This window comes from Streptomyces sp. NPDC008079 (genome assembly GCF_042957385.1).
Lineage (GTDB): Bacteria > Actinomycetota > Actinomycetes > Streptomycetales > Streptomycetaceae > Actinacidiphila.
Genome location: NZ_JBIBIC010000003.1, coordinates 464,584 through 485,973, shown reverse-complemented (window position 1 = coordinate 485,973; position 21,390 = coordinate 464,584). Strand labels below are relative to the sequence as shown.

18 protein-coding genes are annotated in these 21,390 nt (G+C 72.2%); 6 read left to right on the top strand and 12 right to left on the bottom strand.

Translation table 11 applies throughout. The features are described 5' to 3' along the window. Both ACFZAM_RS11400 and ACFZAM_RS11395 read left to right on the top strand, forming a co-directional pair. Positions 1-2,547, top strand: a 2,547-nt coding sequence (locus ACFZAM_RS11400) for an RHS repeat-associated core domain-containing protein (protein WP_391044797.1), incomplete at its 5' end; no start/stop codon positions are given. Positions 2,548-2,573: 26 nt separating this feature from the next. After that, positions 2,574-3,074: a hypothetical protein gene (locus ACFZAM_RS11395; RefSeq protein ID WP_391044795.1), complete on the top strand. Its 501-nt coding sequence runs from the start codon at positions 2,574-2,576 to the stop codon at positions 3,072-3,074. Here ACFZAM_RS11395 and ACFZAM_RS11390 read toward each other — a convergent pair. From ACFZAM_RS11390 to ACFZAM_RS11365, 6 genes are all read right to left on the bottom strand, one after another. Next, positions 3,067-3,570 (bottom strand): DUF1877 family protein, encoded by a 504-nt coding sequence (locus tag ACFZAM_RS11390; RefSeq protein WP_391044794.1) that lies wholly within the window; start codon positions 3,568-3,570, stop codon positions 3,067-3,069. The two genes, ACFZAM_RS11395 and ACFZAM_RS11390, sit on opposite strands and share 8 nt — an antisense overlap. A 51-nt stretch (positions 3,571-3,621) precedes the next feature. Beyond that, a complete protein-coding gene (locus ACFZAM_RS11385) occupies positions 3,622-4,080 on the bottom strand; it encodes a GNAT family N-acetyltransferase (protein WP_391044792.1) in 459 nt (152 codons plus the stop codon). 156 nt (positions 4,081-4,236) lie between these two features. Then, the gene (locus ACFZAM_RS11380; protein WP_391044790.1) at positions 4,237-6,660 is read right to left on the bottom strand and encodes a polysaccharide lyase family 8 super-sandwich domain-containing protein; all 2,424 of its coding nucleotides are present in this window, start codon (positions 6,658-6,660) and stop codon (positions 4,237-4,239) included. A gap of 231 nt (positions 6,661-6,891) precedes the next feature. After that, the gene (locus ACFZAM_RS11375; protein WP_391044788.1) at positions 6,892-7,749 is read right to left on the bottom strand and encodes a response regulator; all 858 of its coding nucleotides are present in this window, start codon (positions 7,747-7,749) and stop codon (positions 6,892-6,894) included. Continuing rightward, positions 7,746-8,879, bottom strand: coding sequence for a histidine kinase (locus ACFZAM_RS11370; RefSeq protein ID WP_391044786.1), 1,134 nt, complete (start codon positions 8,877-8,879; stop codon positions 7,746-7,748). The genes ACFZAM_RS11375 and ACFZAM_RS11370 overlap by 4 nt, the downstream gene beginning before the upstream one ends. 89 nt (positions 8,880-8,968) lie before the next feature. Continuing rightward, positions 8,969-9,460: a hypothetical protein gene (locus ACFZAM_RS11365; RefSeq protein ID WP_391044784.1), complete on the bottom strand. Its 492-nt coding sequence runs from the start codon at positions 9,458-9,460 to the stop codon at positions 8,969-8,971. Positions 9,461-9,622: 162 nt separating this feature from the next. On the opposite strand from ACFZAM_RS11365, the gene ACFZAM_RS11360 reads away from it, so the two are divergent. Genes ACFZAM_RS11360 through ACFZAM_RS11350 form a run of 3 tightly spaced genes read left to right on the top strand, consistent with a single transcriptional unit; the run spans position 9,623 to position 12,806 of the window. Next, entirely contained in the window at positions 9,623-10,570 is a 948-nt protein-coding gene (locus ACFZAM_RS11360) for an ATP-binding cassette domain-containing protein (RefSeq protein ID WP_391044780.1), read from the top strand. Next, positions 10,567-12,069: an ABC transporter permease subunit gene (locus ACFZAM_RS11355; protein ID WP_391044777.1), complete on the top strand. Its 1,503-nt coding sequence runs from the start codon at positions 10,567-10,569 to the stop codon at positions 12,067-12,069. Before ACFZAM_RS11360 ends, ACFZAM_RS11355 begins: the two co-directional genes overlap by 4 nt. Continuing rightward, positions 12,066-12,806: an ABC transporter permease gene (locus tag ACFZAM_RS11350; RefSeq protein WP_391044775.1), complete on the top strand. Its 741-nt coding sequence runs from the start codon at positions 12,066-12,068 to the stop codon at positions 12,804-12,806. Before ACFZAM_RS11355 ends, ACFZAM_RS11350 begins: the two co-directional genes overlap by 4 nt. Positions 12,807-12,826: 20 nt before the next feature. Here ACFZAM_RS11350 and ACFZAM_RS11345 read toward each other — a convergent pair whose 3' ends face one another. From ACFZAM_RS11345 to ACFZAM_RS11325, 5 genes are all read right to left on the bottom strand, one after another. Then, complete coding sequence (locus ACFZAM_RS11345; protein WP_391044774.1) at positions 12,827-13,765, bottom strand: hypothetical protein; 939 nt, start codon at positions 13,763-13,765, stop codon at positions 12,827-12,829. Between the two features lie 317 nt (positions 13,766-14,082). After that, a complete protein-coding gene (locus ACFZAM_RS11340; protein ID WP_355348146.1) occupies positions 14,083-14,601 on the bottom strand; it encodes a hypothetical protein in 519 nt (172 codons plus the stop codon). A gap of 229 nt (positions 14,602-14,830) precedes the next feature. Then, positions 14,831-16,444 carry a citramalate synthase gene (cimA, locus tag ACFZAM_RS11335; RefSeq protein WP_355348143.1) on the bottom strand — a complete coding sequence of 538 codons (1,614 nt, stop codon included), beginning with the start codon at positions 16,442-16,444 and terminating at the stop codon, positions 14,831-14,833. Positions 16,445-16,807: 363 nt separating this feature from the next. Next, entirely contained in the window at positions 16,808-17,896 is a 1,089-nt protein-coding gene (locus ACFZAM_RS11330) for a branched-chain amino acid aminotransferase (protein WP_355348140.1), read from the bottom strand. Between the two features lie 243 nt (positions 17,897-18,139). Further along, positions 18,140-19,183: a 3-isopropylmalate dehydrogenase gene (locus tag ACFZAM_RS11325; protein ID WP_391044771.1), complete on the bottom strand. Its 1,044-nt coding sequence runs from the start codon at positions 19,181-19,183 to the stop codon at positions 18,140-18,142. Positions 19,184-19,348: 165 nt separating this feature from the next. Between ACFZAM_RS11325 and ACFZAM_RS11320 the strand changes: the two genes are divergently transcribed. Next, complete coding sequence (locus tag ACFZAM_RS11320; protein ID WP_391044769.1) at positions 19,349-20,962, top strand: fibronectin type III domain-containing protein; 1,614 nt, start codon at positions 19,349-19,351, stop codon at positions 20,960-20,962. Between the two features lie 94 nt (positions 20,963-21,056). On the opposite strand, the gene ACFZAM_RS11315 is transcribed toward ACFZAM_RS11320, so the two are convergent. Beyond that, on the bottom strand, positions 21,057-21,200 hold the full coding sequence (locus tag ACFZAM_RS11315; RefSeq protein WP_188284990.1) for a hypothetical protein: 144 nt from the start codon (positions 21,198-21,200) through the stop codon (positions 21,057-21,059). Positions 21,201-21,390 lie beyond the last annotated feature (190 nt).

Here is a 21,390-nt window from a genome sequence, read left to right as displayed (position 1 = left end):
CACACCACCCACCGCACCTGGGACCCCCACGACAACCTCCTCACCCACACCGACCCCCTCGGCCACACCACCACCTACACCTACGACACCCACGGAAACCCCACCCACATCACCCACCCCAACGGCACAGTCACGCGAGCGGAGTTCGACGGCCCCGGCCGCCCGGTCCGCATCACGACGGCGGACGGCGCGCAGTGGTCGCAGACCTATGACGCAAGCGGTAACGCGCTGACCACGACCGATCCCGTCGGGGCGGTGACAGTGGCGTCGTACGACGGACACGGCGGGCTCCGTGAGGTGACGGACGCCCTCGGTCACCGGCAGCGGTTCACCCTCAGCCCTGCCGGGCTCCCTCTTGCGGTGGAGCAGAGCGACGGCTCCGTCACCAGGTGGGAGCGGGACGCCTTCGGCCGAGTCGTCGCCGAACAGGATCCGCTCGGCGGGGTCATGCGCCTGTCCTGGACCGTGGAAGGCCGGATGACGTCCCGCACTCTGCCGGACGGAGCGGTGGAGCACTGGGCGTACGACGGCGAAGGCAACCTGGTGGAGCACCGGGACGCGCTGGGGGCGGTCACCCATTGCGAGACGGCCCCCTTCGACCGGGTCATGGCCAGAACCGGTCCGGACGGCGCCCGTACCGCCTTCCGCTACGACACCGAACTGCGGCTGGTCGAGGTACTGAACGCGGCCGGTTCCCGCTGGCGCTACCGGTACGACCCGGCCGGACGGCTCACCGAGGAGACGGATTTCAACGGCCGGACGGTGATCTACGAGCGCGACGCGGCAGGCCGGGTCAGCGGGCGGACCAATGGCGCGGGTGAACGGTTGACCTATGAAAGGGACGCTGTCGGCCGGCTGGTGGCGGCGCGGCACGCTGACGGCACGGCGACGACGTACGCCTACGACCCGGTGGGACGGCTGGTCCGCGCGGACAACGACCATTCGTCGCTCCTCATCGAACGCGACCTCCTCGGTGCCGTGGTGGCCGAGACGGTCAACGGCCGTACGGTGCAGAGCCGTTATGACGTGCTCGGGCGCCGCGTGGAACGGGTGACACCGGCCGGACGCCACTCGGTGTGGAACTACGGCGCGACCGCGCAACCGCACGACGTGACCTTCGGCGCGGGCACACTGTCCTTCTCCTACGACGCGGCGGGTCGGGAGCGGTCACGCACGCTGACCGGCGCCTTCACACTCGACCAGAGCTGGGATCCCGCCGGACGGTTGTCGGGACAGACCGTGACCGAGCACGACCCGAGCGGTTCCGGCCGGACCGGCCGCTTCGACCGCGCCTACGCGTACCGACCCGACGGCCGGCTCACCGGCCAGAGCGGTTCGACGCCCGACGCCACGCGGGACTTCCGGCTCGACGCCGCCGGGCGGGTCGCCGGTGTGCGGACTGCCGACGGCTCCGAGAGCGAGTCGTACACCTACGATCCGCTGGGAAACATCAGCTCCGCGGCGGGACCGGTGGTGCGGACGGCCGCCGCCGAAGGGGCCCGGGAGGTCGAGGGGACGCTGCTGCGGCACGCGGGCCGCTCGTCCTACGCCTACGACGAACAGGGACGGGTCGTCCGGCACACGCAACGGCTGCTCTCCGGTGGCCGGCGCGTATGGGAGTACCGCTGGGACGCCGAGGACCGGATGACGGGCGTCACCACGCCGGACGGCAGCGTCTGGCGCTATCTGTACGACGCGCTGGGCCGTCGGATCGCCAAGCAGCAGTGGGGCGACAGCGGCCTCATCGCGGAGACCGTGTTCGTCTGGGACGGCGCGCGCATGACGGAAGAGGTGACGGGGCAGGCCGCCACGACCTGGGAGTACGCGCCTGGCACACACCGTCCGCTGGCCCAGATCGACGAACGCTTCTACGCCATCGTCACCGATCTCATCGGTGCCCCCAGCGAACTCATCGGCTCCGACGGCGATGTGGCGTGGCGGAGCACGCGCACGGTATGGGACCGGCAACCAGCCGTCGACGGGCAGACCGACTGCCCGCTGCGCTTCCCCGGCCAGTACGCCGACGCCGAGACCGGACTCCACTACAACCATCTGCGGTATTACGACCCGGTCACCGCCCGCTACCAGAGCCCCGATCCCCTCGGCCTGGTCCCGGCTCCCAACCACCACACGTATGTGGAGAATCCATACGACGAGATCGACCCGTTCGGCCTGAGTCCCTGTACGGAACTGGGTCGCGCCCTCAAGCCGGGCGAGATCTTCATCTACCGTGCCGTCCAGGCCAAGGAGCTGGCACAGCTGCTCAAGACGCGGCGGTTCGAGAACGTCCTCGGCATCGAGACCAAGTACTTCTCGACGACGATGGAGGGCGCGGCGGCTTATGCCCGGGCCGCGTTCAAGGCGTACAAGGAAGAAGGTCCTTATACCCTGGTCAGATCGGTGATCCACAAGGACGCGATCAACCCCGAGAGCCTGATCGACCACCTGGCGGACGCGGGCGGCGGAATCGACGCTCTGGCCCTGTCCGTGGAAGAGATGGCCCACGCGGGACGAGTTCGCATCCTTCCCTTCATGCCCCTGCCCTGATGCACCCCTTCTGAGTGGAACGCGACGTGGACATCATCATCGTTTCGGACAACGCACGGCTTCTTGAGGTGTGGCGGCGGCATTTGGGGGATGGTCTGCCGGTGGAGTTGTGGGAGGCCGAGGCCCGGGACGTGGGCGCTGATGCCGTGATGGTGGCCGGGGTGTTCGCGCACGGGCGGTACGGGGGGAGGCCGACGCCGGGGCGGGCGCAGATTTTGCGGAACGTGCGGGGGGACGGTTATCCGGGTCTTGTCGTGGTGCCCGCCACGCGCCCGGCGATGCTGGACGGCGAGGGGCGACCGGTGGTGCGGCCGGAGTACGCCGACGTCAGCCCCGCGTATTTCGGGGTGTCGCGGGCGCTCGAGGCGGTGCGGGAGTGGAACGCGGGCGGGGAGGTGCCGCGAGTGGACGTACTGCTGTTTCCGCTCGGGCTGTTGGGAATGGAGTCCGTCGAGGACACGGCTACGCCGGAGGCTGTGGGGAAGGCGGTGCGTGAGGGGTGGGAGGCGCCGGGAGGGGCTAGCTGAGCCAGAGGGCTATCGCGTCGCCATCGGCGGCTGCCGCTTGGAAGAAGGGGACGAGGGCCTCGTAGTGCTGGGTCGCGTATTCGAGCGTTTCGAGGGCCTCGCCCTCGACGCTCGGGTAGAGGACGCCCTCTTCGACCTCGGTTTCGGTGAGGTCCTTGGTGAGGGCGGCGGCGGGGAGTGCGGTCAGGGCGGCGGCGGCCGTGCGGACCTGGTCGGGGGTGAGGTAACGGGGCGGGCCGTAGCCCCAGTCGCCGGCGCCGGGTATCGGCTGGCCGCCGTGGACGATGTCGAGCGGGAACTCGATCCGCCGGAACAGGAAGTCCAGGGCGTCCCACGCCTTGTCGATGTCGAGACAGCGCGGCTGACCCGCGCCCGTGGTCTCCTCCGACTCGGCGTACATCAGGTCGAAGACGAACTCCTGCGTCCAGTCCGGTTCCCGGACGGCGCGGTCGAGTTCGGCGGGTGTCAGACGTGCGTAGTTCTCGATCATGCCCATGCGTCGCATGCTAGCGCCGGGGTCTGACACCCGCCGCCCCTGGAATGGGAGTTACGGCCAGCGCATGGAGAGGTCGGGCTCCTTCTCCATGTTGCGGGAGCCGTCGTTGGTGTCGACCAGCGTGAAGCCGTGGTGCTCGTAGAAGGCGCGGGCGTCGGTGTTGCGCTGGAAGGCGAAGAGGGTGAGGCCGGCGGGGCTGTGCGCCTTGGCGCGGGCGAGGAGGCGGCTGCCGATGCCCTGGCGGCGCACCTCCGCCAGGAGGTAGAGGGCGTCGAGGACCCCGTCCTCGACGGACGCGTAGCCGACGACGGCGCTGCCCTGCTCGGCCACCCACACCGCCGAGCCGGGCAGCACGATGTCCCGCACCCACGCCTCCACTTGGGCGTCCGTCCGCTTGCGCGGCGGCAGGTACGGCATGGTCACCTCGCGCGAGGTGACGTGGACGTGCGCGATGGCGGCGGCGTCGGCCGCCACCGCGTCCCTGACGATGGTCTCGGGGGTGTCTGTCACCCGCGTGACCTTACGTATCGGGGGCCGTGGGCTCGACCCATTTTCCGTCACCCCTGACAGGACGGCCCCGCCCGGGACGGCCTTGCACGGGACGGTCCCGCCCGGGACGGCCCTTCGCAGGATCGGCCCGCACGCGATGGGCCCGCACGCAATCGGCTACGCCAGCGTGACCGTCGCGTGGTGGGACGCCCCCGCCTTCCCCGGCGCGACGGTGAGCCGGAGAGCGGCCCCGGTCGCGGCGACCGTCACCGTCGGGTCGTGGGCGGTGACGGCGGTGACCGCCCGGGACCAGGTCAGGTCGAAGGCGGTGCCGGTGTGCGTGGGGTCGCTGACGGACACGGTGGCGGTGGAGCCGGTCACCCGGATGAGAACGGCGGCCGGTGCCGTGACGGTGAGGGCGCCGACGGTCCCCGCGTTCCAGAAGTTGGCGGCGGTCACGCCGAGCGTGGGCACCGAAATGGCCTGCTGGGCCGCGTTGTTGGCCAGGACGGTGAGCCAGGAGGAGGCGGCGGCGCGGGCCGCGGTCGCGGCGGTCGTGGCGCCGGGCATGAGCAGATAGGCGTACGTACCGGCGGTCGGATCGACACCGTGGTCGTACCACGTGGTGAGGTAGCGGCGGGTGACGGCGTCCGTCGTGCCGCCGGTGTTGATGTCGTGCCAGGAGCCGGTGCGGGCCTCGCGCAGGGCGCTGAAAGTGGCGCCGCCGGGGAAGACGTAGCCGCCGAAGCCCGCGAGCTGGGCCCACTTGGCGCCGGTGAAGGTCTTCGTCCAGCCGAGGGTGGCGGGTTGGGCGGTGCCGTCGACGGTGAAGGCGTGGGTGCCGCTCGCGCCGAGGTTGCGGTTGTCGATGACGGTCTCGATCCGTACGCCGTCGGTGGCCTTGATCCCGGCGCCGAGGCAGACGATCGCGTCGTCCAGGCAGAACCACGACTTCTTGCCGAGCATCGTGGAGCCGAGGCCCTTCACGTACTGCCCGACCGCCGCGAACTCGCCGTCCGTGGCGCCGCCCGCCCACACCGTGTCCGGCCGCGCCGCACCCCACGCGCCGCCGTACGCGTCGGCGAGCGGCTTCGTCGAGACGGTGGTGCCGGGCAGCCGGTACGGGTTGACGGTGGGCCAGAAGTCGTCGCTGTACTGGCCGTTGCCGAAGTCGGCGCCCCACCAGCTCAGCATGCCGTTGTTGGTGTGCCAGCCCCGCAGATTCTCGCCGTTGCCGGTCTCGTAGAACGTCGTGCGCGCCGAGCACATGCTGATCGATGCCGCCCAGCCCGAACGGCGGTGCACGGCACGGTCCATGGAGCCGAACAGCCGGTGCGCGACGGGTTCGGCGACGGCCGCCGTGCCCGTGGCGTCGGCGACGGCCTTCAGCCGGGACAGGTCGGCGACGCCGAGTTGGGGATCGGACAGCACCGGGCTGAAGGCGTCGCGGCCGATCCAGCCCTTCAACAGGCCCTTCCAGCGGGCTTGTTCCGCGGTGGACGCGCCCTGCGCGAGGACGGCGATGTTGGCCAGCAGGGTGTGGCCGCGCAGGTGGTCGTCCTGCTTGACGTGCTGCGCGTCGGCCGCCGAGACCCCCCGGCTCTGGGCGCGGCCGACCACCGGGTCCATCAGCAGACCGTTGTAGATCCACGGCGCGTACGCCTTCTCGACCATGTCCAGGAAGAGCTGCCGGTTCGGGTCGGTCACCGCCCAACCGGAGTCGCCCAGCAAGGCGAAGAGCCGTCCGAGCCCGTCGATGAGCACCTGCCCGTACGACCCCGTGTACGGCACCCATGTGTGCTGGATGAACGACCCGTCCGCGTAGAAGCCGTCGCCCGTCGTCACGTAGGGGAACACTGGCGACAGCGCGTCCCTGGCCAGCGCGAGCTTCGCGTCGCTCTTGCCGATCACCCCGCGCAGCGCCAGCACCCGGCACAGGTCGACGCGGTTGGCGCCCGTGCTCGTACCCGCGTACGACGCGACCGCCGAGTCCGGCACGAAGTGGTCAACCGCCGCTGTCCAGGCGGATATCCGGTCCGCCGAGAGGCTGCCGCCGTCGTAGGCGAGGGCGCAGATGTCCAGGAGCAGGCGCGGGCTGCCGATCTGCCAGTCCCACCAGTTGTCGTACGTGGTCCGGGTCGCCTTGTACGCCTGGGTGTGGAGGTGGTCGAGGCCGGTCACGACCTTGGCGAGCAGGGCGGGGTCGGCGGTGGAGCCGGTGCCGGGCTGGGCCCACGCCTGGGCCATCGTGCTGAGCCGGGCGTAGCTGTTGGTGACGCCGGCCGAGGCGGTCAGGAAGGGGTAGTCGGGCCAGAGCGAGCCGGTGGCCGGGGCCATGCTCGCCGCGTACGTACGGGCGTTGGCGCCGAGGGCGGTGAGCTTGGCGGCGTAGGGGGCGGCGGCCGGGTCGAAGCCGGTGCCGAGAAGGAGGGTGCGCCAACGGGCGCGGAGGGTGTCGTAGGCGTCGGCGGCCACTGTCGTCGCGTCGGCCGTCGTTGCCGCGTAAGCGGTTACCGTGGACGGCAGATTCGTGAGGGGTACGGCGAGGGCCGCGGCGATCAGCGACTGGATGAGGGTGCGGCGAGACCAGGTCGGGGGCATGTCGGGGGAACCTCCGGGCGCATCGGGAGTGTTTCCGCTCAAGTGCAAACGGTTTCTAACACGGCGGCGCACAGGACAGCAATGGTCTGGACAACGTGGGTGCGGGGAGGTGGTGCGGGGAGGTGCGGGCGGGCGGCCTTCGGGCGCGAGGGCGTGGCGTGGGCGTGGGCCCGGCCCTTGGGCTGGGGCTGGCACTGAGGCTGGGCCTGGGCCTGGGCTCGGCCCTGGGCGTCAGGCTCGGTCGCGCGCGCCGGGCACCACGAGCCCGGACTCGTACGCGGCCACGACCGCCTGCGTGCGGTCGCGCAGCCCCAACTTCATCAGCACCCGGCTGACATGCGTCTTCACCGTCTCCTCCGTGATCAGCAGCCGCTTGCCGACCTCCGGGTTGGACAGGCCCTCCGCGACCAGGCGCAGCACCTGCGTCTCGCGGGGAGTGAGGGTGGCGAGGGCCGTACGCACGCTCGGGGCCTTCGGTGGCTCCGGGTCCGCTTGCCCTGAATCGCCTTGCTCCGGGCGGCGGTTGGCGAATTCGCTGATCAGCCGACGGGTCACCGTGGGGGCCAGCAGGGCCTGGCCCTCCGCGACGACCCGCACCGCGTCGAAGAGGCGCTCCGCGGTGACGCCCTTGAGCAGAAAGCCGCTCGCGCCCGCGCGCAGGGCGTCGTACACGTACTCGTCCAGGTCGAACGTGGTCAGGATGAGGACGCGCGGGCCCTGCGCGGAGCCGGGCTGGGCGGCCAGCCGCCGCGTCGCCTCGATGCCGTCCATGGTCGGCATCCGTACGTCCATCAGGACGACGTCCGGGCGCAGTTCGGCGCAGACGCGCACGGCCTCGGCGCCGTCGCGCGCCGTGCCGACGACGGTGAAGTCGGGCTGCGTGTCGAGCAGGGCGGCGAAGCCGGTGCGGACGACGTGGTGGTCGTCGGCCACGACGAGACGGATCGCGTCCGGCGCGGGCGCGGCATCGGGTGCGGGTGCGGGTGCGGAATCGGGCGCGGGCGCGGCATCGGGCGCGGGCGCGGGCGCGGCATCGGGTGCGGGCGCGGCATCGGGTGCGGGTGTGGGTGTGGCCCGGTCCGGGGTCATCGGGGCTGCTCCGGGGCGGAGTTGGCGGGCAGGACCGTCTCGACGAGGAAGCCGCCGCCGTACGCGGGGCCGGTGCGCAGCTCGCCGCCGACGGCCGCCGCGCGTTCACGCATGCCGAGCAGGCCGAGGCCGCCGCCGGGCGGTGACGCGGGAGGCGGACCCGGCCCGTTGTCCCGGATGCGCAGCGCCAACGTCCCTTCGTCGTAGTGCAGTTCGACGTCCACGGCGGCGCCGGGGGCGTGCCGTCTGGCGTTGGTCAGGGCTTCCTGGACGATGCGGTACGCGGCCAGTTCGACGCCCGGGTCCAGTTCCAGGGCCGCGCCGCGAACGATGAGGCGGGCACCCGTGCCCGAGGTGTCGCGCGCCTCGTCCAGCAGCTCGTTGAGCTGGAGCAGGCCGGGTTGCGGCCCGCGCGGCGGCTCGGCTTCGGCGTCCTCGCGCAGGACGCCGAGCAGCCGCCGCATCTCGGTCAGGGCCGACCGTGCCGTGTCGCCGATCGCCGACAGCTTCGCGGCTCCCGCCTCCGGCATTCCCGGCGTCGTGAGCCGCGCCGTCTCCGCCTGGACCGCGACCATCGAGATGTGGTGCGCCACGACGTCGTGCAACTCCCGTGCGATCCGGGCCCGTTCGCCCCGCGCGGTGTGCTCGACCAGCGATCCGGTCAGCCGCTCTCGCACCGCGCTGTGCGCCTTCGCCTCGTCGCGCGCCCGGCGCGCGATTCCCGACCAGGCCGCCGTCGGGGCCGCCGCCGCGAGCAGCAGCGTCAGGACCGCCGTCTCGTGGGTCAGGGCCAGCGCCACGTACGGCAGGGCCAGCAGCGCCGCCGCCACCGGTGGGCCTCTGCGGCCCAGCTCGTGCAGCACCGCCGCCTGGGCGCAGGCGCCGCCCACCGTCAGGGCGTGGAACGGTGTCACGGCCACCGTCGTCGCCGCCGTCACGGTCGCCGCCGCCACGGCGGGGTTCTGCCGTACGAACGCGAGCGGCACCGTCGTCGCCAGCGCGAGCAGCACCATCGCGGCGGCGAACCTCCCGCTCACCCCGCTGGCACTCGTCCGCGCGACGCACTCCCCCACCGCGCCCGCCGCGGCCACCGCCGCCCCCACCCCCACCCAGCGGTCCGCTTCCCTCACCCCCTCATTCTCCCCACCCCTCCCTCCCCCGCCATCCCCCACGCGAGGGACCCGTCCGGTGGGGGCGGGCAGGGCACGGACGGCGGCCGTCAGCCGGCCGACGGGGCCGCCAGCAGCACGACTCGGTCGGCTTCGACGTCGAACCCGAGGACCGGGTGGCGTCGGTCCACGTCGCCCTCGGGTGTCATCACCACCGGCTTGCCCAGCCGACGTCCGAGGGCACGAAGGAATCCGCAGAGCACGTCCAGCCGCTCCTGGCCCTGGAGTTCTCGCAGGTCCACGTCGAAGCCGATCTCGTCGGCCGACTCCATCCGGAAGATCGCCAGCACGTCCCGCGTCGGCCGGACGCGCAGGTCCGCGCAGTCGGCGTCGTCAGGCCGCGACAGGACCGCTTCGGCGCGCGGCAGCGGCATGACCGCGCCGCCCTCGGCGTACTCGCTCCGCCAGCCGGTCTCCCCGACCAGGTCAAAGACCTTCTGCCAGTCCTCGACCGTGGTCTGTTCGATCCACACGTCGGGAAGGCGTCCCTCCCACTCGAGGTCGAAGAAGGGCTTCACGTCATCCCACCGCAGCTCGGACACCTGCCCATGCTGACCCCGTCACCGAGGCGTACGCACCTGGGTTTCCGCGCGCGGTTCGCCGCGGTCCTGGAGAGAGCGGCTCGCCGCGGGCGCGAGGTCGCCCGCAAGGGGTCGCTCCGGTGGGGGACGACCGGGGGGCGGGGGGTGCATAGCTTGGGCGGCATGGAGATTGAGGTGCGGGGGCTGCGGAAGCGGTACGGGGGGACGGCGGCGTTGGACGGGATGACGTTCGGGGTGAGGGAGGGGGAAGTGACGGGGTTCGTCGGGCCGAACGGGGCCGGGAAGTCGACGACGATGCGGGTGGTGCTGGGCCTTGACGAGGCGGACGAGGGGACGGCGTTGATCGGGGGGACGCCGTACGGGAAGCTGCGGGATCCGCTGCGGAAGGTGGGGGCGCTGCTGGACGCGGCGGCCCTCCAGCCGAGCAGGAGCGCGCGGAACCATCTGCTGTGGCTGGCGCACGCGCAGGGCCTGGGGGCGCGCCGGGTGGACGAGGTGATCGAGCAGGCGGGTCTGGGATCGGCGGGGCGGCGGAAGGCGTCGGGGTTCTCGCTGGGGATGCGGCAGCGCCTGGGGATCGCGGCGGCCCTGCTCGGCGACCCGCAGGTGCTGATGCTGGACGAGCCGTTCAACGGGCTCGACCCCGAAGGCATCGCCTGGATGCGCGGCTTCCTCAAGTCGCTCGCCGCACAAGGCCGTTCCGTCCTGCTGTCGAGTCATCTCATGAGCGAGTTGCAGGACACGGCGGACCACCTCGTGGTGGTGGGCCGGGGCAAGGTCATCGCGGACACGAGCGTGAGCGAACTGATCGGGGCCGCGTCCGGCGACCGGGTGACGCTGCGGACGACGGCGCGCTCCGACGCGATGACGGTCCTGGCACGGGCCGGGGCGACCGTGGCGGCCATCGACCGCGAGACGCTGACCGTCGAGGGGCTCGCGCCCGAGGACGTCGTACGGCTGCTCGGCGGGAGCGGCGTGCCGCTCTCCGAAGTGTCGCCGCACCGGGCGACGTTGGAGGAGGCGTACATGGAACTCACCCGTGACGCCGTGGAGTTCCGGGCCGCCGAGCCCGTACGCCACGACCTCCCCGGTGGGGAGACGGCCCGGTGAGCGCCCCCGTCCTGCGTCAACTCCGCGCCGAATGGACCAAATTCCGCACGGTACGGGGCTGGGTGATCGGCCTCGGCGCCGCCGCGCTCGTGACCGTCGTCGTCGGCGTGCTCAGCGCGCAGACCTCGCACGCCACCTGCCCGGGCCAGCGCCCCGACCAGCCCTGCACGGGCCCGAGGGCGCCCGGCGGCCAGGCCGTGACGGACTCCTTCTACTTCGTGCACCGGCCGCTCGCGGACCACGGCGGCCTCACCGTCCGCGTCACCTCACTGACCGGCTCTCCCGCCCCCTGGGCCAAAACCGGGATTCTCGTGAAGGCGGGCACCCAACAGGGCTCTTCCTACGCCGCGTTGATGGTGACGGCCGCCCACGGCGTCCGCCTCCAGCACGACTTCACGCACGACACGGCCGGCGCGCCCGGCGCCGTATCGGCCGCGTCCCCGCGCTGGCTGCGGCTGACCAGGTCGGGCGCGACGCTGACCGGTGAGGAGTCGACGGACGGTACGCACTGGACGGCGGTCGGAACGGCGCGGCTGACCGGGCTGCCGTCCGCCTCGGCCCCGGTCCAGGCGGGCCTGTTCACCACCTCTCCCCCGCTGACCGAGGCGTCCCGCCAGCGCTACGGCGGCGTGAACAGCACCGACCAGGCCACCCGCGCCACCGGCACCTTCGACCACGTCACCCTCAACGGCGGTGCCACCGAGGGTGCTTGGCGCGGCGAGCAGATCGGCGGCGACATCGCGGGCGAGACGGCAGGGCCCTCCGGCTACCGCGAACAGTCCGACGGCAGCTTCACCGTCTCCGGTACCGGCGACATCGCGCCGAATGTCGGCGGACCGTCCGCCGGCGGCGGCGAGACCATCGAGCGCAGCCTCCTCGGCACCTTCACCGGGCTGATCGTGGTGATCGTGATCGGTACGACGTTCATCACCGCCGAGTACCGGCGCGGGCTGATCCGTACCACTCTCACCGCGAGCCCCCGGCGCGGCCGTGCGCTGGCCGCGAAGGCCGTCGTCATCGGCGCCGTCACCTTCGCCGCCGCGCTGCCCGCCGCCGCCGCGGCCGTACTCCTGGGCAAGTGGCTGGTCCGGCCGAACGGTTTCACCTTCCCGGTGACCGCGCTCACGCAGGTGCGGGTCATCGCGGGCACCGCCGCGCTCCTCGCGCTCTGCGCCGTGCTCGCCCTTGCCGTGGGCGCGGCCCTGCGCCGCAGCGTGGCCGCCGTGACGGCGGTCTTCGCCGCCACCGTCGTCCCCTACCTGCTGGCCACCGGCTCCGTCCTCCCCGAAGGACCGGCCCGCTGGCTGCTCAGGATCACCCCGGCCGCGGGCTTCGCGATCCAGCAGAACATGCCGCGCTACGGCTGGGTGGACAGCACGTACACCCCCGCGTTCGGCTACTTCCCGCTCCCGCCGTGGGGCGGACTCGCCGTCCTGGCCGCGTGGACGGCGGCGGCGCTCTGCGTGGCCTCGGTCCTGCTGCGGCGGAGGGACGTATGAAGCGCGCGCTGCACGCCGAGTGGACGAAGGCGAGGACGGTGCCCGGCACCGGGTGGCTGCTGCTCGCGGTGCTGACGCTGACGGTGCTGGTCAGCGCGCTCGCGGCCGGTACGGCGGACTGCACGGCGGCCGGGTGCCGCCAGGACGTGGCGAGGACGGCGCTGACCGGGATCTACGTCGGCCAGGCGGTCGTGGCGGTGCTGGCCGTGCTGACGATCAGCGGCGAGTACAGCAGCGGGATGATCCGGACGACGCTCACGGCGGTGCCCCGGCGGCACGTCGTACTGACCGCGAAGGCGCTCGTCCTCACCGGGCTGGTGCTGGCGACCGGGGCCGTCACCGTCGCGGGCTGCCTGGTGACGGCCCGGCTGCTGGTGCCGATCTCGCTGACTGACGGGTCCGTGCTGCGGGCGGCGGCCGGTTCCGTGCTGTACCTCGCGCTGATCGCGCTGCTCAGCCTGGGTGCGGCGACGGCGGTACGGGACTCGGCCGCCGCCGTGGCGGTCGTGCTCGGCCTGCTCTACGCGCTGCCGCTGGTCGCCCAACTCGTCACCGACCAGGACTGGCAGCGGCGGCTCCAGCGGGTCGAGCCGATGACGGCCGGGCTGGGCGTCCAGGCCACGGTCGACGTGGGCGCGCTGCCGCTGCCGCCGTGGGCGGGGCTCGGGGTGCTGGCCGCGTGGGCGGCGGCGGCCCTGCTCGGGGGCGGGCTGCTGCTGCGGGGACGGGACGCGTGACGGAGCAGGGGGGGCGCTCCTCACAGGGCGGGCAGGTGCAGGCGGCCCCGGCCCTCCCGCACGTGGGGCAGGACGGTCGGGTCGCCGACCAGCGCGCCGTCCAGGTCCGTCGTCACGCGCAGGGCGTGTTTGCCGAGGTAGACGGGGCCCGGCTCGGGCTCGTCGCGGTAGAGGACGAAGCCGGTGACGCGGTCGACGCGGTTCGGGAGCAGCCGCCACACGCCGGTCGCGGAGCACACCGTCGCCTCCGGGACCGCCTCGGCCAGCCACGCGGCGGCGCTCGCCTCCACGGCGGCGGCGAAGCGCTGGCTGTCGTCGAAGGGGCGGACGAGGTCGAGGCGCCCCGAGCCGGGGACGGGGACGCCGTCGCGCCATTCGAACCAGGCGCGGTAGTACGGGCGTTGGCCGGACAGGGCGGCGAGCCGCCGTCTCGCGGTCACCCGCAGCAGCGTCGGGGCGCTCGGGTCCCGGTCCTTCAGGCCCGCCACCAGGTCGGGGTGGGCGATCAGTACGGTCGTGGGCGTGGCGCCGGACCAGCGGGTCAGGCACGCGGCGATACGGGTGAGGAGGTCGTCGACCGTTCCGTTTCGGGGGTCGGCCGCGATCCACGGCTCGGCGACGACGTTGCCGAGGGCGTACACCTCGTAACCGCCTTCGCGGAACGCCGCGTCGAGGCCGCGCCAGGTACGCGCCCGGTCCAGGGCGTCCGCCACCGCCTTGCGCAGCTCGTCCTCTTCCGGCTCCGCCCGGTCCACCCTCAGCCGCACGACGGCGTCCGGGTCGTCCGTCACCCGGAACATCACCTCGGCGCCGCCGGCCGCGGGGAAGCGGGAACGCGCGCCGTAGACGGCCAGTCGGCCGGGGAAGAGGCGGTCGCCCATGCGGGCCGCCGTGCGGCGCTGCCGCCGCGTGCCGAGCAGACCTGTCGCCGCTCCGAGCAGCATCACCAACCACAGCACGGGGGGCTCCTTTCGCCTACCCCGACGCTAGCCGTCCGCCTCCGGGGCGGGCCTGAGCATCCGTACTCATCCTTCCCGGGGCGCGGCCCCGTGCGGTTCCTCTGCTGTGGGGCGGTTCGCCGATCTTTTGAGGGGCGCGGGGAGCCGCGCGCTCAGCCGCCGACGGTGGCGCGGCCTTCTGAAGACCGGCGCCAGCGGGGCAGATGCCGTTGTCTTCGGGCTGACAGCCCGGTGGGGGCTGGTCGCGCGGTTCCCCGCGCCCCCAAGAACAAGGCCCTGCGCTGCGGCAGCGCACGTTCCCCGCGCCCCGGAGGGGGTCAGCAGCCGCCGCAGGTGTAGAAGAGGGCGTCCCAGTGGCTGCCCTCGTCGGCGTAGATGTTGCCGGAGGCAGCCTGGTACTGGGGGTAGCCGTCACCGCGGAGACCGATGTAGGTGAAGGCGCTGTGGATGTAGTTGGTGATGCAGGTGTTCTTGCCGAAGTCGAGCTTGTAGCCGTTCCAGTGGGAGTACGTGCCGCTGGCGTGGCCGGTCTCGGTGCCGCCGGTGATGTTGAGGGCGCAGCCGCTGGCGTGCTTGAGGGTGACGGCGCCCTGGGCGGTGGTGAGGTTGAGCTGGTCGAAGGACGTACACGTCGAGACGTTGCGGTTGGAGCAGCCGCCGGAGGACGACCAGGTGATGCCCGCGCCGCTGAACATGCTCGTCGCCTGGGCGTGGGTGAGCTTGGTGACGGCGAACGCGTCGGTGGAGCTGGCCAGTCCGATGCCGGGGGCGAACACCGCGGTGAGGACGAGAGTCAGGACACTGAGCACGGATCGGGCGCGCAGACGTAGCGTCATGCGATTCCTCCTGCTGTTTCCGCTGGGGTGGGTGGTGTGCGGGTGACCGGTGTGCAGGTGGCGCAGGAGGAGTGTGCCCGAGCTCTACGCGCGTCCGCCAGTGTCCGCACATGAACGGTCCCGGTCGCGGGGAACACGACCGGGACCCGGAGCACGGCAAAGACCGGCAAAGACCGGTAAAGGCCGGTAAACGGCCCGCGAGGGGTGACGCCCAGGGGGCCAAATCCCGCTACTGCTCCTGGGGTTCGAGGCCCGCGCGCAGCAGCCCGTACGTGTACGCGTCGTCAAGTGCCGCCCAGGACGCGGCGATCACGTTGTCCGCGACGCCGACCGTGGACCACTCGGCGGCGCCGTCCGTGGTGGTGATCAGGACGCGGGTGGTGGAGTCGGTGCCCGAACGGCCTTCGAGGATACGGACCTTGTAGTCGACCAGCGCGAAGGCGGCGAGCTGCGGGTAGATCCGGCCGAGGGCCGCGAGCAGGGCGCGGTCCAGGGCGTTGACCGGGCCGTTGCCTTCGGCGGTGGCCACGATGCGCTCGCCCTTGGCCCACATCTTCACCGTCGCCTCGTTGGCGTGGGTGCCGTCAGGGCGGTCCTCGGTGATGACGCGCCAGGACTCGGTGCGGAAGAAGCGGCGCGGGCCGCCGTTCTCAGCGCGTTCCAGCTCCTCGCGCAGCAGCAGCGCGAACGACGCGTCGGCGGCCTCGTAGGTGTAGCCCTTCAGCTCGCGTTCCTTGACGCGCGCGACGACCCGGCCGACCAGCTCGCGGTCGCCGCCGAGGTCGATGCCGAGTTCCTTGCCCTTGAGCTCGATGGAGGCGCGGCCCGCCATGTCGGAGACCAGCATCCGCATGGTGTTGCCGACCTGCTCGGGGTCGATGTGCTGGTAGAGGTCGGGGTCGACCTTGATCGCGGAGGCGTGCAGACCGGCCTTGTGCGCGAAGGCGGAGACGCCGACGTAGGGCTGGTGGGTGGAGGGCGGCAGGTTGACGACCTCGGCGATGGCGTGCGAGATGCGGGTCATCTCGCCGAGCGTGCCGGGCGGCAGGACGCGGCGGCCGTGCTTGAGCTCCAGCGCGGCGACCACCGGGAAGAGGTTGGAGTTGCCGACGCGCTCGCCGTAGCCGTTGGCGGTGCACTGGACGTGGGTGGCGCCCGCGTCCACGGCGGCCAGGGTGTTGGCGACCGCGCAGCCGGTGTCGTCCTGCGCGTGGATGCCCAGGCGCGCGCCGGTGTCGGCCAGGACCAGCCCGGTGACGGCCTGGACCTGGGCGGGCAGCATCCCGCCGTTGGTGTCGCACAGGACGACGACGGACGCGCCCGCCTCGTGCGCGGCCCGTACGACGGCGGTGGCGTAGGCGGCGTTGGCCTTGTAGCCGTCGAAGAAGTGCTCGCAGTCGACGAAGACGCGGCGCCCTTGGGCGACGAGGTGGGAGACGGTGTCCGTCACCATCGCCAGGTTCTCTTCGAGAGTGGTGCGCAGGGCCAGTTCCACATGCCGGTCGTGGGACTTGGCGACCAGGGTGATCACCGGGGCGCCGGAGTCCAGCAGGGCCTTGACCTGCGGGTCCTGCGCGGCGACCGCGTTGGGGCGGCGGGTGGCGCCGAAGGCCACCAGCGTCGCGTGTTTCAGGTCCAGTTCGGTGGCGGCGCGGGCGAAGAACTCGGTGTCGCGGGGATTGGCGCCGGGCCAGCCGCCCTCGATGAACCCCACTCCGAAGTCGTCCAGGTGCCGGGCGATCGTCAGCTTGTCGGCGACGGTGAGGTTGATTCCCTCGCGCTGGGCGCCGTCGCGCAGCGTGGTGTCGAAGACGTGGAAGCTGTCGTCCAGTTCGGCGGTCATGGCTGTCGTAACTCCTGTCGGGTGAGTGGGTTCCCGTCCGGACATGCGGATATCGGGAGGATCCAGCTCCACTTGCCCCCATCGTCCCTCGCGCCCCGCCTCCCGGCGGTGGTGGGCCGGAAAACGAAAAAACCTCTCGCGGATGCGAGAGGTCTGCACGCGGGTCTGGGCGGGTGACGCTCCCCTGTGGTCAGGGGATCAGTCACTGCGGACCGGCGTGCCTGCGGCCAATAATCACGTTGGCGTACGGGTGCACGTTGGCAGTGTGCCACAAACCGGCCCGCTCGGGACGCCGGTCTCACCATTCGGTCGCTTCCCTGGTGGGCGGCGCCTCGCGGTCCGACGCGCCGCCCCTGCCCGCGCTCAGCCGCCCAGCGGGTGCATCCAGCCGTACGGGTCGGCGGCCCGGCCGCCCTGGATGTCGAGAAGCGCCTCCCGTAGGCGCATGGTGACCGCGCCGGGCGCGCCGTCGGCCACCGGCCAGCTCGCGCGGGTGGACTTGACGGACCCGACCGGAGTGATCACGGCGGCGGTGCCGCACGCGAAGACCTCGGTGAGGGTGCCGTCGGCGGCGTCCCGCTTCCAGTCGTCCACGGAGATCCGGCCCTCGCCGACCTCGTAGCCGAGGTCCGCGGCGATGGTGAGGAGGGAGTCGCGCGTGATGCCCGGCAGGAGGGAGCCGGACAGCTCGGGGGTGACGATGCGGTTGCCGTACACGAAGTACAGGTTCATGCCGCCCATCTCCTCGATCCAGCGGCGCTCGATCGCGTCGAGCCAGACCACCTGGTCGCAGCCGTGCTCGATGGCCTGGGCCTGGGCGACGAGGGAGGCGGCGTAGTTGCCGCCCGCCTTCGCGGCGCCGGTGCCGCCGGGCGCGGCGCGCACGTACTCCTCGGACAGCCACACCGAGACCGGCTTGACGCCGCCGGAGAAGTAGGAACCGGCCGGGGAGGCGATCACCAGGAAGAGGTACTCGTTGGCCGGGCGCACCCCGAGGCCGACCTCGGTGGCGATCATGAAGGGCCGCAGGTAGAGGGACGCCTCGCCCGCGTCCGGCACCCACGCCTTCTCCTGCCTGACCAGCACGTCGCACGCCTCGATGAAGGTCTCAACCGGCAGCTCGGGCATCGACAGGCGGCGCGCGGAGGACTGGAAGCGCCGCGCGTTGGCCTCGGGCCTGAAGGTGGCCACGGTGCCGTCGGGCTGGCGGTACGCCTTCAGGCCCTCGAAGATCGTCTGCGCGTAGTGCAGCGTCATGTTCGCCGGGTCGATCGAGAGCGGGGCGTACGGCACGAGTTGGGCGTCGTGCCAGCCGCGGCCCTCGGTCCACTTGATGGTGACCATGTGGTCGGTGAAGTACCGCCCGAAGCCGGGGTCGGCCAGGATCGCCTCGCGCTCGGCGGCGGCCAGCGGGTGGGCGGAGGGCTTCAGCTCGATCGTGGGTGTCGTCATGTCCGTGTCCTTCGCCGTGTTCGCTGTCGTTCGCCGTCGTTCGCCGTCGTGCGCTGGCGGGTGCTGTCAGCGCAGGTCAGCCGTTGTCGTTCGCCGTCGTGGCGGCGGGGACACCGGGACAGGTCCTAGGACGTCCGAGCATCCGGTCGCACCGCGGCCCCACCGCCGATTATCGCAGCGGTGGGGCCGGGTACCTACAGGTGGGGCCGGGGCAGCCCCTGGCCTCGAGGTCGGACCGCCGCGTCAGGCGGATACCCGGGCGGCCAGCGCGTCGCCGATAGCGACCGTGCTGCGGGCGGGCTGTCCGGTGCGCTCGGACAGGTCGGCCTGGACGGCGGCGTCGATCCGCTCGGCCTCGGCCTCGTAACCGAGGTGCCGCAGGAGCAGGGCGACCGAGAGCACGGTGGCGGTCGGGTCGGCCTTGGACTGGCCCGCGATGTCGGGCGCGGAGCCGTGCACCGGCTCGAACATCGAGGGGAAGTCGCGGCTGGGGTTGATGTTGCCGCTGGCGGCCACGCCGATGCCGCCGGAGACGGCCGCGGCCAGGTCGGTGATGATGTCGCCGAAGAGGTTGTCGGTGACGATCACGTCGAACCGCTCGGGCTGCGTGACGAGGAAGATCGTCGCCGCGTCCACGTGCAGGTAGTCGGTGCTGACCTCGGGGAACTCGGCGCCGACCTGCTCGAAGATCCGGGTCCACAGGTGGCCCGCGTACACGAGCACGTTGTTCTTGTGCACGAGCGTGAGCTTCTTGCGGGGGCGGGCCTGGGCGCGGGCGTACGCGTCGCGCACCACGCGCTCGATGCCGAAGGCGGTGTTCAGGCTGACCTCGGTGGCCACCTCGTGCTCGGTGCCGGTCCTGATCGAGCCGCCGTTGCCGGTGTACGGGCCCTCGGTGCCCTCGCGGACCACGACGAAGTCGATCTCCGGGGTGCCCGCGAGCGGCGAGGCGACACCGGGGAACAGCTTGCTCGGCCGCAGGTTCACATGGTGGTCGAAGGCGAAGCGGAGCTTGAGCAGGAAGCCGCGCTCCAGCACGCCCGACGGCACCGAGGGGTCGCCGATCGCGCCCAGCAGGATCGCGTCGTGCGCCTTGAGCCGGCCGAGGTCGTCGTCGGTCAGCGTCTGACCGGTGGCGTGGTAGCGCTTCGCGCCGAAGTCGAACTCCTCCGTCTCCAGCTTGACGTCCTGCGGAAGCACGGCGGCAAGGACCTTGAGGCCCTCCGTCACGACTTCCTGGCCGATTCCGTCACCGGGGATCACTGCGAGGCTGATGCTGCGAGACATGCCGTGCACCCTACTCCGCGTCCCAGCCCCTGACACGGCGTGTCCGCATGCCGGACGACCGGAGGTATCCGGCATCCTGGGCGTCAGCCGGTCGCCACGCCGCGTTCACCGCGCGGACGGACGCCAGTCGGGCCACGGTAGGACGGCGCTGGGAGATTGCGCGTCATGGACACACCACAGATGGGTATCGACGCCAGGCTCGCCGGTCGGATGAGCATGGCGGAGCAGCACGAATACCTGCGCGCCAAGCTGACCCGCCGCCGGGTCATCGGCGGCAGTGTCGCGGCCGCGGGCACGATCGCCGCCTCCGGCCTCCTCAGCGGCGTCGCCGCCGCGAGCACCCCGAGCCCCGGCGCGGGCCCGACGCTGCTCGGCCGGCCCGCCACCGGGCACCACGTCGACGGCGCGCTGGTCGCCCCGTTCGGCCGCCACCTCGCCTTCGGCCCCGACCCGAAGACCCAGTTCCGGGTCTCCTGGCAGGTGCCGCTCGCGGTCCGCAGGCCGTTCCTGCGGGTCGGTCTCCAGCCCTGGTCGCTCAGCCACAAGATCGAGGCGGAGGTGCGGGCGCTGCACACCCCGCAGCTCCTCAACAGCAAGCTGCCGCCGGTCGACCAGTTCTACCTGCACGTGGCCCTGGACAAGCTGCGTCCCGACACCACCTACTACTACGGCGTCGGCCACGAGGGCTTCGACCCGGCGGACGCCGCCGCCTTCGCGACCGTGGGTTCCTTCACCACCGCTCCCTCGCAGAGCAAGCGGGAGCGCTTCACCTTCACCGCCTTCGGCGACCAGGGCGTCAGCTACCACGCGCTGGCCAACGACTCGCTGATCCTGGCCCGCAACCCGGCCTTCCACCTGCACGCGGGTGACATCTGCTACGCCGACCCGGACGGCGCGGGCCTGCCCGCGGACGGCACGGACTACGACGCGCGCACCTGGGACTCCTTCCTCGCGCAGACCGAGTCGGTGGCCGCGCGGGTGCCGTGGATGGTGACCACCGGCAACCACGACATGGAGGCCTGGTACTCGCCCAACGGCTACGGCGGCCAGGAGGCCCGCTGGGCGCTGCCCGGCAACGGCCACGACCCGAAGAACCAGCCGGGCTCGTACTCCTTCGTCTACGGCAACACCGCGGTGATCGCGCTGGACGCCAACGACGTCTCGTACGAGATCCCGGCCAACTACGGGATCACCGGCGGCAAACAGACCGCGTGGCTGGACCGGACGCTCGGCCAGTACCGCAAGCAGCACGGCATCGACTTCCTGGTGGTCTTCTTCCACCACTGCGCGTACTCGACCACCAACGCGCACGCCTCGGACGGCGGTGTGCAGGCGCAGTGGGTGCCGCTGTTCGAGAAGCACCGGGTGGACCTGGTGATCAACGGCCACAACCACGTGTATGAGCGGACCGACGCGATCCGCGGCGGGCAGGTGTCCCGGCAGGTGGCGATCGGTGCGACGACCCGGCCGGAGACGGACGGCGTCGTCTATGTGACCGCGGGCGGCGCGGGCCGCAGCCTGTACGACTTCCCGGCGCCGGACTCGGTGGAGGGCGCGGAGCACCACGTGGACTCGGTCACGACGTGGCACTCCGCGAAGGGCGGCGGCAAGGTCGCCGACACCGTCGAGTGGTCGCGGGTCCGCTACACCGGCTACTCGTTCATCTCCGTGGACGTCGAGCCCGCGCGGCCGGGGCGGGAGTCGACCCTGACCGTGTCCGCGCTGGCGGAGACGGGTGCGCGGATCGACCACTTCACGGTGGCGCGGCGCGCGCGGTAGGGCCGGAACCGTGAGACCGGTGGTGGGGAGCCGGTCTCATGAGGCCGGGCCACGGGGCCGGCCGCGGGCCGCGCGCCGCTCGTGCGGGGTGCGGTCAGCGGGCCTCGTGGCCCGTGCTGCCGCCGTTGTCGCGGCGGTCCATGCTGCGCTGGAGGGCGCGGAGGGCGTTCTGGCGGGCGGTCTCGTCCATGGTGATCAACTCCAGGGAAAACTTGAGGAGATGGATGGCGGTCGCCACGGAACGGGGCGGGGAGCGGGCGCCGCGGGGGTGACCCGCGCGAAGGGCGCTGCTCGCATCCGCCGCTCGCTCGATGGAGCGAGACGTTCGGCTCCTTACAAAGTTAGGTCAGCGTGGCCGTCCTGTCGCCACAATTACTCGGACTTCCTACTATCTGAGACGACCGTCACCCATGAGGAGGCCCCCGCCA

Bases quoted from the DNA above. Each gene is read 5' to 3' on its own strand.
- ACFZAM_RS11390 (WP_391044794.1), bottom strand. From the start codon at position 3,570: ATGGGCATGATCGAGAACTACGCACGTCTGACACCCGCCGAACTCGAC.
- ACFZAM_RS11380 (WP_391044790.1), bottom strand. From the start codon at position 6,660: ATGCCCCCGACCTGGTCTCGCCGCACCCTCATCCAGTCGCTGATCGCC.
- ACFZAM_RS11375 (WP_391044788.1), bottom strand. From the start codon at position 7,749: ATGACCCCGGACCGGGCCACACCCACACCCGCACCCGATGCCGCGCCC.
- ACFZAM_RS11360 (WP_391044780.1), top strand. From the start codon at position 9,623: ATGGAGATTGAGGTGCGGGGGCTGCGGAAGCGGTACGGGGGGACGGCG.
- ACFZAM_RS11350 (WP_391044775.1), top strand. From the start codon at position 12,066: ATGAAGCGCGCGCTGCACGCCGAGTGGACGAAGGCGAGGACGGTGCCC.
- ACFZAM_RS11340 (WP_355348146.1), bottom strand. From the start codon at position 14,601: ATGACGCTACGTCTGCGCGCCCGATCCGTGCTCAGTGTCCTGACTCTC.
- cimA (WP_355348143.1), bottom strand. From the start codon at position 16,444: ATGACCGCCGAACTGGACGACAGCTTCCACGTCTTCGACACCACGCTG.
- ACFZAM_RS11330 (WP_355348140.1), bottom strand. From the start codon at position 17,896: ATGACGACACCCACGATCGAGCTGAAGCCCTCCGCCCACCCGCTGGCC.
- ACFZAM_RS11325 (WP_391044771.1), bottom strand. From the start codon at position 19,183: ATGTCTCGCAGCATCAGCCTCGCAGTGATCCCCGGTGACGGAATCGGC.
- ACFZAM_RS11320 (WP_391044769.1), top strand. From the start codon at position 19,349: ATGGACACACCACAGATGGGTATCGACGCCAGGCTCGCCGGTCGGATG.